The organism is Janthinobacterium sp. GW822-FHT07H11, assembly GCF_058798615.1.
This window is the reverse complement of the sequence record NZ_CM179507.1, coordinates 3,298,891-3,314,009: the sequence shown is the minus strand read 5'-3', so window position 1 is coordinate 3,314,009 and position 15,119 is coordinate 3,298,891. Positions and strand designations below refer to the sequence as shown.

15 protein-coding genes and 1 pseudogene are annotated in these 15,119 nt (G+C 65.1%); 7 read left to right on the top strand and 9 right to left on the bottom strand.

All coding sequences use genetic code 11. The features are described from left to right. Positions 1–18: 18 nt before the first annotated feature. Positions 19–1,806 carry a GGDEF domain-containing protein gene (locus AC3RCJ_RS14605; RefSeq protein WP_492963782.1) on the top strand — a complete coding sequence of 596 codons (1,788 nt, stop codon included), beginning with the start codon at positions 19–21 and terminating at the stop codon, positions 1,804–1,806. Between the two features lie 17 nt (positions 1,807–1,823). Here the strand turns inward: AC3RCJ_RS14605 and AC3RCJ_RS14600 are convergent, their stop codons facing one another. The 5 genes from AC3RCJ_RS14600 to AC3RCJ_RS14580 form a co-directional block, all read right to left on the bottom strand. Continuing rightward, positions 1,824–2,279, bottom strand: coding sequence for a DUF6386 family protein (locus AC3RCJ_RS14600; protein ID WP_492963720.1), 456 nt, complete (start codon positions 2,277–2,279; stop codon positions 1,824–1,826). Continuing rightward, positions 2,279–2,755, bottom strand: a complete 477-nt coding sequence (locus AC3RCJ_RS14595; RefSeq protein ID WP_492963718.1) for a DUF4262 domain-containing protein — start codon at positions 2,753–2,755, stop codon at positions 2,279–2,281. Before AC3RCJ_RS14595 ends, AC3RCJ_RS14600 begins: the two co-directional genes overlap by 1 nt. Before the next feature lie 90 nt (positions 2,756–2,845). Beyond that, positions 2,846–4,231, bottom strand: a complete 1,386-nt coding sequence (locus AC3RCJ_RS14590) for a tetratricopeptide repeat protein (protein ID WP_492963716.1) — start codon at positions 4,229–4,231, stop codon at positions 2,846–2,848. Positions 4,232–4,438: 207 nt separating this feature from the next. Then, on the bottom strand, positions 4,439–5,068 hold the full coding sequence (locus AC3RCJ_RS14585; protein WP_492963714.1) for a 3'-5' exonuclease: 630 nt from the start codon (positions 5,066–5,068) through the stop codon (positions 4,439–4,441). Between the two features lie 119 nt (positions 5,069–5,187). After that, positions 5,188–6,438 carry an Hsp70 family protein gene (locus AC3RCJ_RS14580; RefSeq protein WP_492963712.1) on the bottom strand — a complete coding sequence of 417 codons (1,251 nt, stop codon included), beginning with the start codon at positions 6,436–6,438 and terminating at the stop codon, positions 5,188–5,190. A gap of 179 nt (positions 6,439–6,617) precedes the next feature. Between AC3RCJ_RS14580 and AC3RCJ_RS14575 the strand changes: the two genes are divergently transcribed. The 3 genes and pseudogenes from AC3RCJ_RS14575 to AC3RCJ_RS14565 form a co-directional block, all read left to right on the top strand. Then, positions 6,618–8,642 (top strand): Ig-like domain-containing protein, encoded by a 2,025-nt coding sequence (locus AC3RCJ_RS14575; protein ID WP_492963710.1) that lies wholly within the window; start codon positions 6,618–6,620, stop codon positions 8,640–8,642. Between the two features lie 252 nt (positions 8,643–8,894). Then, positions 8,895–9,923 carry a LacI family DNA-binding transcriptional regulator gene (locus tag AC3RCJ_RS14570; protein WP_492963708.1) on the top strand — a complete coding sequence of 343 codons (1,029 nt, stop codon included), beginning with the start codon at positions 8,895–8,897 and terminating at the stop codon, positions 9,921–9,923. Between the two features lie 175 nt (positions 9,924–10,098). After that, a pseudogene (locus AC3RCJ_RS14565) lies at positions 10,099–10,206 on the top strand (IS1595 family transposase); the annotation flags it as partial. A 65-nt stretch (positions 10,207–10,271) separates the two neighbouring features. On the opposite strand, the gene AC3RCJ_RS14560 reads toward AC3RCJ_RS14565, so the two are convergent. Beyond that, the gene (locus tag AC3RCJ_RS14560) at positions 10,272–10,691 is read right to left on the bottom strand and encodes a YidB family protein (protein ID WP_492963706.1); all 420 of its coding nucleotides are present in this window, start codon (positions 10,689–10,691) and stop codon (positions 10,272–10,274) included. A 263-nt stretch (positions 10,692–10,954) separates the two neighbouring features. Here AC3RCJ_RS14560 and AC3RCJ_RS14555 point away from each other — a divergent pair, with 263 nt between their 5' ends. The 3 genes from AC3RCJ_RS14555 (at position 10,955) to AC3RCJ_RS14545 (ending at position 13,343) form a co-directional block, all read left to right on the top strand. Further along, positions 10,955–11,167, top strand: a complete 213-nt coding sequence (locus AC3RCJ_RS14555; protein WP_492963704.1) for a hypothetical protein — start codon at positions 10,955–10,957, stop codon at positions 11,165–11,167. A gap of 151 nt (positions 11,168–11,318) precedes the next feature. After that, on the top strand, positions 11,319–11,786 hold the full coding sequence (locus AC3RCJ_RS14550; RefSeq protein ID WP_492963702.1) for a DUF6328 family protein: 468 nt from the start codon (positions 11,319–11,321) through the stop codon (positions 11,784–11,786). Between the two features lie 339 nt (positions 11,787–12,125). Further along, on the top strand, positions 12,126–13,343 hold the full coding sequence (locus AC3RCJ_RS14545) for an MFS transporter (protein ID WP_492963700.1): 1,218 nt from the start codon (positions 12,126–12,128) through the stop codon (positions 13,341–13,343). 49 nt (positions 13,344–13,392) lie between these two features. On the opposite strand, the gene AC3RCJ_RS14540 is transcribed toward AC3RCJ_RS14545, so the two are convergent. The 3 genes from AC3RCJ_RS14540 to AC3RCJ_RS14530 form a co-directional block, all read right to left on the bottom strand. Next, entirely contained in the window at positions 13,393–14,091 is a 699-nt protein-coding gene (locus tag AC3RCJ_RS14540; RefSeq protein ID WP_492963698.1) for an aspartate/glutamate racemase family protein, read from the bottom strand. Positions 14,092–14,155: 64 nt separating this feature from the next. Then, positions 14,156–14,560, bottom strand: coding sequence for a hypothetical protein (locus tag AC3RCJ_RS14535; RefSeq protein WP_492963696.1), 405 nt, complete (start codon positions 14,558–14,560; stop codon positions 14,156–14,158). Between the two features lie 13 nt (positions 14,561–14,573). After that, positions 14,574–15,095 (bottom strand): hypothetical protein, encoded by a 522-nt coding sequence (locus AC3RCJ_RS14530; protein WP_492963694.1) that lies wholly within the window; start codon positions 15,093–15,095, stop codon positions 14,574–14,576. Between the last annotated feature and the right edge of the window lie 24 nt (positions 15,096–15,119).

The window sequence follows — 15,119 nt, the reverse complement described above, 5'->3', positions numbered from 1 at the left end:
CTCCCCGCCGCGGCCGCCATGGCCGCCGATGGCCTGGAAGCCTTGCACGAGATCCTGGCGAGCCGCAAGCTCAGCGCCCTGTTCCAGCCCATCATCCATATGCAGAGCGGCGACATCATCGGCTATGAAGGCTTGATACGGGGCCCGTCCGACAGCCCGCTGCACGCGCCGATGAATCTGTTCAAGGTGGCCCGCGCGCATGGACTGACGCTGGAGGTGGAACACCTGTGCCGCCAGGTGGTGCTCGAGCGCTTTGCTGAACTGAAACTGCCAGGAAAACTGTTCCTCAACGTCAGCCCCGAGTGCTTGTTGCTGCGCAATGCGCGCCATGGCGAAACCCTCGAATACATCGAGCACATCGGCATCAACCCGGACCGCGTCATCATTGAGCTGACAGAAAACCAGCCCACCTATGACTACGAGCTGATGCGCGAGGCGGTGCTGCATTACCGCAACATGGGCTTCCAGATCGCCATCGACGACCTGGGCGAAGGCTTTTCCAGCCTGCGCCTGTGGTCGGAACTGCGGCCAGAATATGTCAAGATCGACATGCATTTCATCCAGGGCATCAACAACGATCCCGTGAAGCTGCAGTTCGTGCGCTCGATCCAGGAAATCGCGGAAAAGTCGGGCACCCTGGTGATCGCCGAAGGCATCGAGGCGCAGACGGAATTGCTGGTCTTGCGCGACCTGGGCGTGGCATTTGGCCAGGGCTACCACCTGGGCCGGCCCAACATGGTGCCGGCGCGCGCCTTGCCGGCCGAAGTGGTGCAGGCGCTGGGACGCAACGGCGTGGCCGTGTATCCGCAGCGCAGCAGCCTGGAAAAGAATGGCGCCAGCATCCGCAAGCTGCTGAACAAGGTGGCAGCCGTGTCGCCGCAACTGAACAATAACGAGGTGTACGACATCTTCCTGAAGGACCCCAAGCTGATGATCATCCCCGTCGTCGACGACGGCGTGCCGCTGGGGCTGATCAGCCGCTTCGAGATGATCGACCATTTCGCCCGCCCCTACCAGCGCGAACTGTACGGGAAGAAATCGTGCAGCCTGTTCATGGATGCCAATCCCCTCATCGCCGACCACGACACGAGCTTGCAGGAACTCAGCTACACCATGGTGCAGTCCGATGCCCACCACCTGTTCAACGGCTTCATCATTACCGAGCACGGCCGCTACCTGGGCATGGGCACGGGACACGACCTGATGCGCGAAATCACGCAGATGCAGATCAATGCGGCGCGCTACGCCAATCCGCTCACGCAGCTGCCCGGCAACGTGCCCATCAACGAACATATCGACCGCTTGCTGCACAGCGCTACCCGCTTCTGGGTCTGCTATTGCGACCTCGACCACTTCAAGCCCTTCAACGACGTGTACGGCTACCGCAAGGGCGACGACGTGATCCAGCTGACGGGCAAAATCCTCAGCGACCATTGCGACCCGAACCGCGACTTCATCGGCCATATCGGCGGCGACGATTTCATGATCCTGTTCCAGAGCGAAGACTGGGAAAGCCGCTGCCAGGCCATGCTGGACGACTTCGCGGCCGCCATCCTCGACTTCTACAGCAGCGGCGACTGCGAACGGGGCGGCTACATCAGCGAAGACCGGCAGGGCAAGAAAGTGTTTTATTCATTGATCAGCCTATCGCTGGGCGTGATCAAGGTCGGCGCGCACCAGTACTATACGCACCACCAGATCGCCACGCAGGCCGCGGAAGCGAAGAAGCAGGCGAAGAAAATCCACGGCAACAGCCTGTTCCTGGACCGGCGGCAAGGCGTGGGCATGGCGCGCATCGACGCCTAGGCAGGCTGGACGCAAGATCAGATGCGCACGAGGTCGCCAAACGCATTGCTGTCGCGCGCATCGGGCAGGAATGCCAGGCCGATGCGTGCGCCGTCGCGCCGCGCCTGTATCCGGTAGCTGCCCACCGGCAAGTCCACGAACAGGCCGCCACAGGTCGCGTCCGGCTCCAGGCCGCCGCCCGTGACGTCCTCGCCGGCGCCGATGAAGACGCGGCCCGAGACGACGGCGATATGCACGCACGCCTGCGGCTCGGCCAGTTCGGCCTGCACCTCCAGCGCGTACGCGCCGTCGCCGTCCAGATTGAAAAACGCCGCCTGGCCCGCATTCACGGCCGCCAGTTCCGCAGCGGGAATGCTCCACCAGTCGCAGTCGTCCGCCAGCTTGTGGCGCAGGCCGGCCGGATCGAACACGCACAGGGTGGCCGTATCGGTGCAGAAGGAAAACGCGTGGATCGCCACCGCCGCTGCCCGCATCAGCCCGGCCGCGGGGCCGGCCCCAGCAGCGGCTGGCTGGCGACATAGGCCTCGCCGGCCTCGGCATCCCACGGGAAATGGCCGTCGCGCGACGGCCAGACGATCTGGTACACGGTAAAATCATTGCCCCCGTAATACCAGCGCGCATAGCCGACCCAGTCGCGATAGCGCGCTTCGGGCACGCGCACGAATGCGCATGGATGGCCGTCAAGCAAGGCGCCCGTGGTCTGCGTAAAATCCGTGATGGCGCCGCTGCGCACGGCATCGAGCGCCACATCGACGATCTGGTGGGCAGTGGCCTGCGGCAAGCCCATGATGAGCAATTCGGGCAAGCCGAAGCTGTGGAAAGCGCCTATCGTGAACGTATAGCCGGGACCGTCTTCATCGCCACCGATATGCACGCAATGCCAGCCATAAGTGGCGATGTCATCGATGACCTTTTGCTCGGATGCATCTTCGCCTGTCTGCCTCACCATCCTCAACCTTTCACTGTGCCGCGTCCCGGTCCATGCCGCTTCAACGGGCATGCAGAGCGGTAATTATCGCATGGGCGCGGCCGCGCCGCATCAGCCGCGCGGCGCCGGCACGGGGTGCGTCTGGCGCCACTGGCGCGTCATTTCCTGCGCCGCGTCCAGGTCGGCCTGCGCCAGCCTGCCGGCCGCCGACTCGCGGGCGCTGCCTGCCGTGCTGTCGCCACCCTCGGCCGCCAGCGCCAGCCACATATACGAGCGCACGGGGTCTTTCTGCACGCCGCGGCCGCCGTTGTACATGCCGCTCAGGTTGTATTGGGCCAGCGCATGGCCCTGCTCGGCCGCGCGCGCATACCAGTGCACGGCCAGGCCGTCATCCTGCGGCACGCCCTGGCCATTCGCATACATCACGCCCAGGTTGTTCTGCGCGCTGGCATCGCCCTGTTCGGCGGCCGTGCGGTACCAGCGCACGGCGCACGCCTCGTCGCGCGCCACGCCCTGGCCGTTCGCATACATGACGCCCAGGTTGAACTGGGCATTGGCCGCGCCCTGGGCGGCCGCCTTGGCGTACCAGTCCAGTGCCTGGCGCAGGTCGCGCGCGGTGCCGCGCCCGCCCGCATACATGCCGCCCAGGTTGTACTGGGCCATGCTGTGCCCCTGCAGGGCGGCGCGCCGGTACCAGCCGACGGCGCGCGCCTCGTCCTTGTCCACGCCCTGGCCGCGCGCCAGCATGACGCCCAGGTTGAACTGGGCATCGGCGTCGTCCTGCTCGGCCGCGCGCTGCAGCCAGGCATAGGCGCGCAGTTGGTCGGCCGCCACGCCCAGCCCTTCCGCATATGCCACGCCCAATTGCCGCTGCGCCACCGCCAGGCCCTGGGCCGCGGCCTGGCGAAACCAGGCCACCGCCTGCGCATCGCTTTGCGCCACGCCCTGGCCCCGCTTGTAGACGAGGCCCAGGTTGAGCTGGGCCTGGGCATCGCCCTGCAAGGCGGCCTTGCGGAACCAGGCCAGCGCCAGCGCATCGTTCTTCTTGGCGCCCAGCCCCTGCGCATAGGCTTCGCCCAACAGCGACTGCGCGCTGGCCACGCCCTGTTCCGACGCGCGGTAAAACCAGGCCAGCGCCAGCTCGTCGCTCTGCAGCACGCCGCGCCCCTTGCGGTACATCTGGCCCAGGTTTTGCTGTGCCGACGCATCGCCCTGGGCCGCCGCGCGGCGGAACCACAGCACGGCGTCCTCGTCGCTCTGCGCCACGCCCCGGCCATGGTAATACAGCGCGCCCAGGTGATTCTGCGCGAAAGCCAGCCCCTGCAGCGCGGCCAGGCGCAGCCAGACAAAGGCCCGCGCATCGTCGTGCGCGACGCCCTCGCCTTTCTTGTACATCAGCCCCAGATTGAACTGGGCATAGGGATTGCCTTGCTCCGCGGCCGTGCGAAACCAGATATACGCCTGATGGCTATCCCTGGCAGTATGGTGCTTGTCCATGTGCGCCCCCATCCACATTGCGCTGGCCGGCAGCGCGCGCAAAACGGCGGCCGTGGGCGGCGAAATCGTGTGTTGCTTAAATTTTAAATTCGATGCGCATGGAGGGCTTGAGCGAACTCAAATGAAATAACAAAATTATATCAATTTGATGAGTCCGCCTCGACGGGAAGCGCGGTGGTGCACGCCGGAACCGGCGTGCGGCAAGCATTACCGGCGCGACGGGTGCTTTTGCAGGAATTGCGGCACCTTGGCCGCCGCCAGCCTGTTCAGCGAGACGAGCAGGTCGGCATCGACATCGGCGATGCCGTAATTGCTGCGCAGGTGGCGGCCGATATGGATCAGCACTTGCGCCGCCACTTCAGCATCGGACTCGGCCCTGTGGGCGGCGCTCTTGAAGGCGATGCCCAGCTGGCTCGACAACAGCCCCAGCTTGTAGCTGGACAGGCCGGGAAACACGCGGCGCGACAGTTTCAAGGAACACACGAGCGACTGGTGCGCGGGCGCCAGGTTCAGCCGCGCGCTTTCCGCGCGCAGGAATTTTTCGTCGAAGCTGGCATTGTGCGCCGACAAGGCATCGCTGCCAATAAAATCCAGCAATTGCGGCACGACCTCGGCCACGGGCGGCGCCCGGTCCACCATGGCCTGGGTGATGCCCGTCAAGCCCGTGATGAACGAGGGTATGCGCGCATTGCAGTTGACCAGGGTGACGTAGCGGCCCGTGATCTGTCCGCCCTCGATGCGCAGCGCCGCCACTTCCGTGATGCGGTCGCCCATGTCGGGCGACAGGCCGGTCGTCTCGAAGTCGATCATGACGATCGGTTTGTCAAACACATGCATGGGGCGCTCTTTCGTCGGTGCAAAAATGGAGGTATCGATACAATGCGCGGGGCAAGCCGCCGCAGCGCAGACAGTACACTAGTACGGCAAGATGCGGCAATGCCGCCATGCACATTTGATCAACCGAATTTGCGCACGGCGTCCAGCGCCAGGCCCGCGCCGATGCTGCCGAACAAATCGCCTTCGACCTTGCGCGCGGCCGGCACCAGGGCCGCGATCTTTTCGCGCAGCAGGCGCACGCCGGAAGAGCCGCCCGTGAAGAACACGGTGTCGACGTCTTGCGGCGCCACGCCGGCGTCGCGCAGCAGGCGCAGCACGGTGTCTTCCACCGAGCCGCACAGGTGGCCGATGGCGTCGTCGAATTGCGCGCGTTTCAGCAGCAGGCTTTGCGCGGGCGACAGACGGTCCAGCTCCAGCTGCACTTCGGCCGCGTCGGACAGGGCGATCTTGCCCTCTTCCACCTTCATGGCCAGCCAGTGGCCGGCGCGTTCGTCGATCAGCTTTTGCAAACGCCCCATCTTGTCTTGCTCACGCGCATCACGGCATACATCGGCCAGCTGTACCCAGATCTTCTTGGTGTACGCCAGGTTGATCGTGTGCCAGGTGGCCAGGTTGAAATAATAGCTGGACGGCACTTCGCTATTGTTGTGCAGGCGGCTGCCATAGCCGAGCAGGGGCATGACGGAAGACAGGCTCAGGTATTTATCGAAGTCCGTGCCGCCGATGTGCACGCCGCCCGTGGCGAGGATGTCGTCGCGGCGCTCGGCCTTTTTCGCCCGCTCCGGCGACAGCCGCACCAGCGAAAAGTCGGACGTGCCGCCGCCGATGTCGGCGATCAGCACCAGCTCTTCCTTGGCGATCTGCGACTCGTAGTCGAAGGCGGCGGCGATCGGCTCGAACTGGAAGGCCACGTCCTTGAAGCCGACGGAACGGGCCACCTCGGCCAGCGTGTCCTGCGCCAGCTGGTCGGCCTGCGCGTTGTCGTCGATAAAGAAGACGGGACGGCCAAACACGGCCGACGTGAATTCGCGGCCGGCCGACTGTTCGGCACGGCGCTTCACTTCACCGATGAATTGCGACAGCAGCAGGCGGAACGGCAGCGCGCGGCCGCCCACTTCCGTCTGGCCATCGATCAGGCTGGTGCCCAGCAGGCTTTTCAGCGAACGCATGAGGCGGCCTTCATAGCCGGCCAGGTAGCCGGCCAGCGCGGCGCGGCCAAAGCTGACCTCTTCATCTTCCGCATTGAAGAAAACGACGGACGGTAGGGTCGTCTTGCCATCTTCCAGGCCGAGCATGGTGCTCTGCCCGGGACGCGCCCAGCCTACCGTGGAATTTGACGTGCCGAAATCGACGCCGCAAGCATTGGCCATGTCGACCCTTCCCTGAATAAAGGGGCGTTATCTTATCAGAAAGAGGGCAGTTTCACCAGAAAAATAGTCCAGGCCTGGCGATCACGCCAAGCTTGCTCTGCATCAAGTGGCTGCGGCACGCAAAAGCTACTCTTGGGAAATTGATGCCGAGCAATTCGGCAAGCTCCCGGAGACCCCTCGTGACCGATATCCGCCCTCCCCGCCTGGCCCACCTGGCCCTGCTGGCCACCCTGACGACGTCCCTGGCCGCCTGTGGCGGCGGCGGCACCGATGCCCAGCCCGCTGGCGGCTGCACCCTGCACGGCACGGCCGGCTGCGGCGGCACGCCGCCGGTCACGCCGCCCGTGACGCCACCCGTCACGCCACCCGAGCCGGCCAGCCGGGCCAGCGCCGTCGACCTGGTCTTTTCCAGCACCGAGCTGGCATCGGCGGGCCTGCCCGGCAGCGAGGTACGCGTCACCGCGCTGGTCAAGGATGGCGCCAACCTGGCCTTGCCGGGCGCGAAAATCTCCTTCGGCGCCGATTCCGGCATACTCGGCAGCGTCGATGCCGTCACGGACAAGAATGGGCAGGCGCGCGCGCTGCTGGGCACGGGCGGCGCCAACGGCAACCGCAGCATCAAGGTGACGGCCACCGTCGGCACGCGCAGCGGCAGCGGCACGGTGGCCGTGACGGGCAGCACGGTGGAGATCCTCGCGCCCGCCACGCTGGCGCTGGGGCAAAACGCCGACCTGACCGTCAATGTGCGCGACTCGGCCAGGCGCCCCGTGGCAGGCGCGGCCGTCAGCTACGGCACGGGCAGCGGCAACAGCGTGCGCGTCAAGGATGGCGGCGCCGCCGTCAGCAATGCGCAAGGGCAGTTGCTGCTGCGCCTGACGGCAGGCAGCCTGGGCAAGGACGCCGTGTCGGCCAGCGCCCTGGGCGCCACCGCATCGCAGGCCTTCACCGTGGCCGGCGGCGACTTGCGCCTGAGTCCCGCCGTGCGCCAGGATGCCAGCGGCGCCGACGTGCTGCCGGAAGTGGCGACCATGGCCTGCCAGCCGCTCGACGTGCGCTATGAAAAGGCTGGCGTGGCCCAGGCCGGCAGCGCCAGCCTGCTGGCCTCGCGCGGCACCCTGTTCAGCGACAGCGCCTGCAGCCAGCCCTTGTCCGGCGCGCTGGCCTTTAACAATGGCAACTTGCCACGCAGCTATATCCAGTCGGCGCAGGCGGGCGTGGCGACCGTGACGGCGGCCGTGGCGGGCGGCCCCACGGCGCAGACGCGCCTGGAGTTCGTGGCGCCGCTGGGCGGCGCGAGCAAGATCAGCGCGCAGGCGGAGCCGGCCGTGCTGGGCGCGAACACGGACGCGGCGTCAGCGGACAATGCCAGCACCATCAGCGCCGTCGTGCGCGATGGCCCGGCCAACAACCTGGTCAAGAACGCTCCCGTCACGTTCAGCATCTTGAGCGACCCCAGCGGCGGTTACCTGCGGCAAACGGGCGGCATGCTGACCGGCAGCGACGGCCTGGCGCGGGCCGTGTACGTGGCCGGACCGGCCGACAGCGGCCGCGACGGCGTGCTGATCCAGGCACGCATCGAGGGCACGACGCAGGCGGCCGCGACGGCGCAGGTGCGCCTGACGGTGGCCAAAAAAGCCCTGTCGATCAAGTTTGGCACCGGCAATATCGTGCGCGAATACTCGGCCAGCGTGCTGCAAAAGGAGTTTGCCGTGTTCGTGTCCGACAGCGCCGGCAATGCCGTGGCCGGGGTGGCCATCACGGCCGCCGCCTGGCCCAGCCGCTACGGCAAGGGCTATTATGTGTGGGAAGCGGACAAGGCGGACTTCCCCGACACGGGCGTCTGGCGCCTGGCCCTGCCGCGCTACAGCTGCGCGAACGAAGACCTGCTGCGCAACGGCATCTACGACGCCGCCTATGACCGCAACGGCAATGGCGTGCTCGACCCCGGCATCCCGCTGACCGTCAGCGCCAGCGGCCAGACCGATGCGCTGGGCATGGCCACCGTCACCGTCAGCTATCCCCGCAATTATGGTTCCTGGGTGCAACTGACCCTGACCGTGCGCGGCACGGTGGCAGGCACGGAATCGGTCGCCACGGCGGAATTGCCGCTGGCCACCCTGGCCAAAGACTTCAGCGAGCGCCGCGTGCCGCCGCCAGGCCAGACCAGCCCCTACGGCACGGGGCCGTGCGACAGCGCGGACTGAGCGCCCGGCGCGGGCGGCCGACCACTTGCCAATAAATCATAAAATTTGCAACATGGATAAGAAAACAGTCTTGCCACATGGAAATATTTTCGCTATGCTCATATTCCCGTCCTGGCCGCCACAAGCGGCCAGGCCTGCAGGCATACTTTGAGACAGGTTGTTAGCCAGACCACTATGCGAAAAAAGAATACTGTAGCCCGGATCCCCAGCAACACCCCCGCCGCACGCAGCTCGCCCGCTGCCGGGCGCCGGGTGACCTCCTACGACGTGGCACTGATGGCGGGCGTGTCGCAATCGGCCGTGTCGCGCTGCTTCAAGCCCGGCGCCAGTGTCTCTCCCGCCACCCACGCCAAGGTGATGCGGGCGGCAGCCAGCCTCGACTACATCCCGAACGCGGCCGCGCGCAGCCTGATCACGCGCCGCTCGAACCTGGTCGCCGTGATCATTTCCAAGCTGGCCAATCTGTATTATCCGCAAGTGCTCTCCGACCTGAGCCAGCAAATCGCCCGCCAGGGCAAGCGCCTGCTGCTGTTTACCCTGGAACGCGAAGTGGAGATCGGCAAGGTCTTGAACGATGTGTGGCAATACCAGGTCGATGGCGCCGTGGTGGCCGCCTGCCTGTCCGACGAACAGATCGCCGAATTTGCCCGGCGCGACGTGCCGCTGGTGCTGTTCAACCGCAGCCCGCGCGGGCACGCCGTGCATGCGGTGCTGTGCGACCAGGCCGAGGCGGCGCGCCTGCTGGTGTCGCGCCTGGCCGAGGCCGGCCACCGCCAGTTCGCCATCATCGACGGCCCCGGCGATTCGGCCGTGGCGCAGGAGCGCAAGGCGGGCGTGCTGGACCGCCTGCTGGCGCTGGGCTTGCCCGCGCCCATCGTCGTCAGCGGCAACTACGATTACGCCAGCGGCGGACAGGGCTTGCGCAAGGTCATCGACCGCCTGGGACGCACGCCGGACGCCGTCATTTGCGGCAACGACATCATGGCCATCGGCTGCCTCGATACGGCGCGCCACCAGATGGGCATCCAGGTGCCGCTGCAGATGTCGGTGGCCGGCTTCGACGCGCTGGAAGCCTCGGGCTGGCTCAGCTACGACATCACCACGCTGCGCCAGCCCGTGCAAAAGATGGCCATCGACGCCGTCGCCATGCTGGGCGAGCTGATGGAGCGGCCCGGCGGCGTGGCGGAACGCCGCCGCTATTGCTCGTATCTGGTCGAGGGCAGTACGGCGCGCCTCACCGGCGGCGCCCCGCTCCACTTCGGCATGATGGCCGCGGCCTGAAAACCACCAGGGCGTTGTTGCCGCGGATATGCGGGCCCCGCGCCATGCCGGCCTGCGGCCTGCGGCGCGGCGCCTGGTCGCGGGCGGTTTTCAGGCGCTCATGCTTCGCGTGCCCCCCCTGGCGCCTAAAAAAGCTTCTGCTCCGGCAAGCGAGCGCCGCCCCGGGCGCAGCTGCCTGCCGCACTATCGGCGATGGCGCGCGATACTCGACGCCGGGCGCATCCGCTCTGCAGAAACGTTATTGAAGGCAACACTGGGCGCAGTCCCACACCCGGCGGTGACCTGGCCTAAAAAAAACCTCGCAGCGCGGCGAGGTTTTTCACTTCCGAAACCAGGGACTCAGGCGTATCAAGCGAAAAACTTGCCCTTCAGCATATTCAAGCCCTGGCTGACCAGGTCATTGCCTTCCGGCAGCTGGCCATCGGGCGTCAGCTTGTCGATCAGCTGGGGCAGCAGCGCCGCCAGGCCGCCCGAGGCCGCGTCGGGCGCGACGCCGGCCTGTTCGGCGATCGCGGCGATCGTGTCCGTGCCCAGCGCATCCTTGATCTGCTCGCCGGAAACAGGGGCATTCGCGCCCGTGCCGATCCAGCTGGCCACTTGATCGCCCAGGCCGCTTTCCTGGAATTTTTGCAGCAGGCCCGGCAAGCCGCCATGCTGGTTGACCAGCTCCATGACGCTGGCCATAAGCCCCGATGTGGCCTCCCCGTCGGCACCCTTGTTGCCCAAAGCGCTCATCGCCTGTCCTGCAAGTTGATCTAGCAAACCCATCGTACCCTCCTGAACGCAATTAAGTAGTGCCGCATGGCTGCGGCGCCCGGTATGGACGGAGCTCCTTCCCCGACACATGCAACAATTATACTATGAATAATATCAATGCTATAATTACAATGCTGCGCGCAGCTGGAATGCAGGCTGGACTGTCGAGTCGCCCACCTCCATCATATTGACTTCGGCATAACATGCAAGCGTAAATTGATGGAAAACAAAACCGTGTAGAATGAATTTTCCTACTTACTGAGGAGTATCAACACATGAACATCAATAAAGCGGTAGACAAAGCCTACGAAAAAAAGACGTTCAAGGAAATTGCTGATGCGCCCGTCGATGCGCTGCAAGGCGTGAGCGAAAAGGATGCGGAACTGCTGAAACAGGCATTCAATGTCAGGACCGTACGCGACCTGGCCAACCTGAAATACTCGACGTGGGCGCGCGCCATCGTCACCCTGGCCGATACGGAAGAGTAAATCCGGGCCACGCGCCCGCCCCGCAAAGCCCGCTCCCGCCAGCGGGCTTTTTCATGCGCGCCGCGCCATCGGCGCGTAGGTGCGCGCGCCCACAGTCAAGCCCGGCGCCGCGGCGTAGACTGGCCACCTTGCCACCACGAGGATGCACGCCATGCCACACGACCACGACGGAAACGGCCAGCAGGAAGAGCAAGGCGACCTGTCCGACCTGCTCAGCGAACTGCGCATCCTGTTGCCGGGCGCACAGATGCTGACGGCCTTCCTGATCATCCTGCCATTCAACGGCGGCTTCGCAAAGATCGTGCAGGCGGAAAAAGTCGTCTTCCTGGCCACCTTCTTTCTTTCCATGACGAGCCTGGTGCTGCTCAGCGCGCCCGCCATCCAGCACCGCGTGATGCGCCCTTTGCAAGACCGCGAGCGCTTCAAGCGCGTGGCCGACCGCATCATGATGGCCGGTGCGCTGGCGCTGGCGCTGGCCTTCATCCTCGGCACCAACCTGGTCATTTCCGAAGTCTTCGGCCACGTGGCCGGCATCGTTGCCTGCACCGTGATGGGCACGCTGATCCTGTGCCTGTGGTGGCTGCTGCCCCTGCATCTGAAGCGCAGCAAGGATATCTGAACTGCCGCCGGCCTTTGAGGCAGGCAATTGCCTGAACGCGCCTGTCCGGATTGCCCACAACATTCTTCACCGTTGCTGTTGCGCAATCGCGGCCTTTCCGTGTTATCGTTAACAACAAGGGCGTGGACGGCGGTGTGCAGTGCAGCAGGTTTTGACCGCCGCCCGGCAGGACTGGCCCGAATCTTTTACAATATTGTCTGTGGGCAGCTCTGCAAGCCCGAAATATCGGGAGAGTCCTTGCCTTTCTTCACCTCGCATCCAGTGGCGCATTGCCATTCCTGCGGCTGAGCCACAGCGCGCTTCTCCACCCTGTCACCATCTTTACCCGCTAATAAGAACATGCACGCATCCGTAGATCCCCTGATTCCGCGCGTCACCGCGCCTTTTGGCGCCGGCTATGCCGACCTGGCCCTGGCCATTGGCGGCCTCGCCATCGGCACGGGCGAATTCGCCTCCATGAGCATCCTGCCCGTGGTGGCCGACGACCTGGGCGCGACCTTGCCGCAGATGAGCCACATGATCAGCGCCTACGCGCTGGGCGTGGTCATCGGCGCGCCCCTGATCACCATCTTCCTGGCGCGCATGCCGCGCCGGCTGATGCTGATCTGCCTGATGTTGATGTTCGCTGGCGGCAACTTGCTCAGCGCCATCGCCCCCAACTATGGCTTGCTGGTGGTGGCCCGCTTCGTGGCCGGCATTCCGCACGGCGCGTATTTCGGCGTGGCGGCGCTGGTGGCGGCCGCCCTGGCCGAACCGGACAAACGGGGACAAGCTGTCGCCCGCGTCCTCATGGGCCTTACTGTGGCAAATATCTTCGGCGTGCCGCTGGCCACGTACATCGGCCAGACCCTGGGCTGGCGCCCGGCCTTCCTGCTGGTCGCCGCGCTGGGTTTATTGACCATGCTGATGGTGCGCATCTTCGTGCCCATGGTCGCCGCCGGCGATTCGAGTCCGCGCCGCGAACTGGGCGTGTTCCGCCGCCTGCAAGTATGGCTGACCCTGCTGATGGTGGCGATCGGCTTCGGCGGCATGTTCGCCGTCTACACCTTCATCACGCCCACCTTGCTGGAAATCACGAAAGTCTCGCCCCTCGTCATCTCGATCTTGCTGGCCATCATCGGTATCGGCATGACGGTTGGCAATCTGATCGGCGGCTGGCTGGCCGACCGTTCGCGCCTGTGGACCATCTTCGGCGTGCTGCTGTGGAACGTGGCCGCCCTGGCCGCGTTTACCTATACCAGCAGCAATGTCTGGCTGACGGCGATCAACCTGTTCGCCATCGGCGCCGGCATCGCCGTCGCCCCGGCCGTGCAGACGCGCCTGATGGACGTGGCCGGCGATGCGCAGACCGTGGCCGCCGCCCTCAACCATTCCGCCTTCAACATCGCCAACGCCCTGGGCGCGTGGGCCGGCGGCATCGCCATCGCCATGGGCATGGGCTTGCGCTCGACCGGCTGGGTGGGCGCCATGCTGGCCTGCGGCGGCATCGTCGTGCTCGGCATTTCCGTGCTGGTGGAAAACCGCAGCCGCACTCTGGCCGGCGCGCAGCCGGCGTGATGCATCCGGCGAGCGGCGGCCTGTTCAGGCGGCCGCTCGTGCGCGACCGTTAGGCTGCAATGGCAAACGCCACCGCCGCCGCGCAGTGAATCGCCGTCGTATTAAACAGCGGCAAGTCGACGTCGCCGGGCTGGATCAGCAGCGGTATTTCCGTGCAGCCCAAAATCACGCCCTGCACGCCTTGCCGCCGCAGTTTCCCGATGATCTCGAGGAAAATGTTACGGCTGGCGTCGGTAAAGATATTCTGCACCAGTTCATTGTAGATAATCTCGTGGAGGATTTCCTGGTCGGCCGCGTCGGGCGTCACCGTGGCGATGCCCTGCTGCTCGAGCGCCTCGTGATAAAAGCGGCCCGCCATCGTCTGCTTGACGCCCAGCAAGCCGACTTTCTTCAAGCCCGATTCCCGCACCCGCTTCGCCGTTTCCTCGACAATGCTGATAAAAGGCAAACCGATGCGCGGCACGACGGCCGGCGCGAAGCGGTGCGCGCCATTCGCGCACAGCAGGAAGAAATCCGCCCCCATGGCTTGCAGGCGCCGCCCTTCCGCCACGAGGAATTGCTCGATGGCGCGGGGATCGGGCTGCGACGCGTGCGCGACGAAATCAGCCTGGTCGATGCTGACCAGCATGATGCGCGCGCTGTGCGCGGCGCCGATGCGCGCCACCAGCATTTCATTGAGCAGGCGGTAGTATTCCAGGGTGGAAGCCCAGCCGATGCCGCCGATCAAACCTATCGTTTTGTGTTGCACGTCTATCCTGACGAAAATAGTTATTCAAATAAGCTCACAGACATTGCCGGCCATGTGCTTCGCATCACGTATCCAGCCAGAGAAACAATGATTTGTCCGCCGTGGCGGACTGATGCCAGTTCGATTGCAGTTCCATGAGAAATCCGGCCAGATCGACGGGATTGACTTGCGCACCGGCCCACGGCGCGGTTTTTGACCACGCCACGGCGATATCCGACAAGTCGTTGGCGGCCATGCCCCCGATCGCCTGCGCGATGGCGTCCGTAAACACGTAAAGCTCCCGCCCCTGCATCGGCGCAGGCCGAAGGGTAGGCGCTGCCGACTGCGTCAGCAATTGCCCAAGTGACACAAAATCCAGTTCGCCGGGCAAGGTGATGCCGGTGACAGGAAACGCATTGAAGGCATGCTGCCAGCTGGCACATGCGCGCATCTCGGCATCGGAACACACAAAAATATCGATTTTCTTCATAGTGCGTTCCCCATCAGTTACCGCTCACATCGTGCCGGCTCGACGTCTCGCGCGAATATCGCTGTTCAAACTCGGCAGCACTACCGGCCTCGGACCATAAGCCCGCAACGTAATCGAACTCCCGCTCGAACGGCTGCTCGAAATCGGGCACGTCCGTCGCATACTCGCAATTGCGGCTCAGCATGACCAGCCAGTCCGGGTAATCGAGCGCCCGGTACAGGCGGGTCAGGATGGCATCGAGCGACGACACGCTTTCCCGGCCCGCCAGGTAGGCGGCGCGCAATGCAACGATGTATTTTCCCGCCAAAAACTGGTCACTGAGCCGCTGCGCGCCCCGGTAGCGCTCGATGATGGCCTCGGCCAGCGGCAACACCTCGTCAATGCCCCGGGCGCTGGCCAGCAGCACGACGTCCAGGTCGTCGCCTTCCTGGTCCAGGCGCAAGCGTTCCACGGCCCAGTCGACGCAGCGCTGCGCCGGGGCAAAGCCCATGCGCAGCTGGAAAACGGCGATGTCCAATTCGGTCAGTTGTTCCATGTCTTTCCATTCAATACCGGTGAC

Excerpts from the sequence above, each read along its gene's own strand:
- AC3RCJ_RS14605 (WP_492963782.1), top strand. The coding sequence starts at position 19 with ATGGCCGCCGATGGCCTGGAAGCCTTGCACGAGATCCTGGCGAGCCGC.
- AC3RCJ_RS14600 (WP_492963720.1), bottom strand. The coding sequence starts at position 2,279 with ATGCGGGCAGCGGCGGTGGCGATCCACGCGTTTTCCTTCTGCACCGAT.
- AC3RCJ_RS14595 (WP_492963718.1), bottom strand. The coding sequence starts at position 2,755 with ATGGTGAGGCAGACAGGCGAAGATGCATCCGAGCAAAAGGTCATCGAT.
- AC3RCJ_RS14590 (WP_492963716.1), bottom strand. The coding sequence starts at position 4,231 with ATGGACAAGCACCATACTGCCAGGGATAGCCATCAGGCGTATATCTGG.
- AC3RCJ_RS14585 (WP_492963714.1), bottom strand. The coding sequence starts at position 5,068 with ATGCATGTGTTTGACAAACCGATCGTCATGATCGACTTCGAGACGACC.
- AC3RCJ_RS14580 (WP_492963712.1), bottom strand. The coding sequence starts at position 6,438 with ATGGCCAATGCTTGCGGCGTCGATTTCGGCACGTCAAATTCCACGGTA.
- AC3RCJ_RS14560 (WP_492963706.1), bottom strand. The coding sequence starts at position 10,691 with ATGGGTTTGCTAGATCAACTTGCAGGACAGGCGATGAGCGCTTTGGGC.
- AC3RCJ_RS14555 (WP_492963704.1), top strand. The coding sequence starts at position 10,955 with ATGAACATCAATAAAGCGGTAGACAAAGCCTACGAAAAAAAGACGTTC.
- AC3RCJ_RS14550 (WP_492963702.1), top strand. The coding sequence starts at position 11,319 with ATGCCACACGACCACGACGGAAACGGCCAGCAGGAAGAGCAAGGCGAC.
- AC3RCJ_RS14545 (WP_492963700.1), top strand. The coding sequence starts at position 12,126 with ATGCACGCATCCGTAGATCCCCTGATTCCGCGCGTCACCGCGCCTTTT.
- AC3RCJ_RS14535 (WP_492963696.1), bottom strand. The coding sequence starts at position 14,560 with ATGAAGAAAATCGATATTTTTGTGTGTTCCGATGCCGAGATGCGCGCA.
- AC3RCJ_RS14530 (WP_492963694.1), bottom strand. The coding sequence starts at position 15,095 with ATGGAACAACTGACCGAATTGGACATCGCCGTTTTCCAGCTGCGCATG.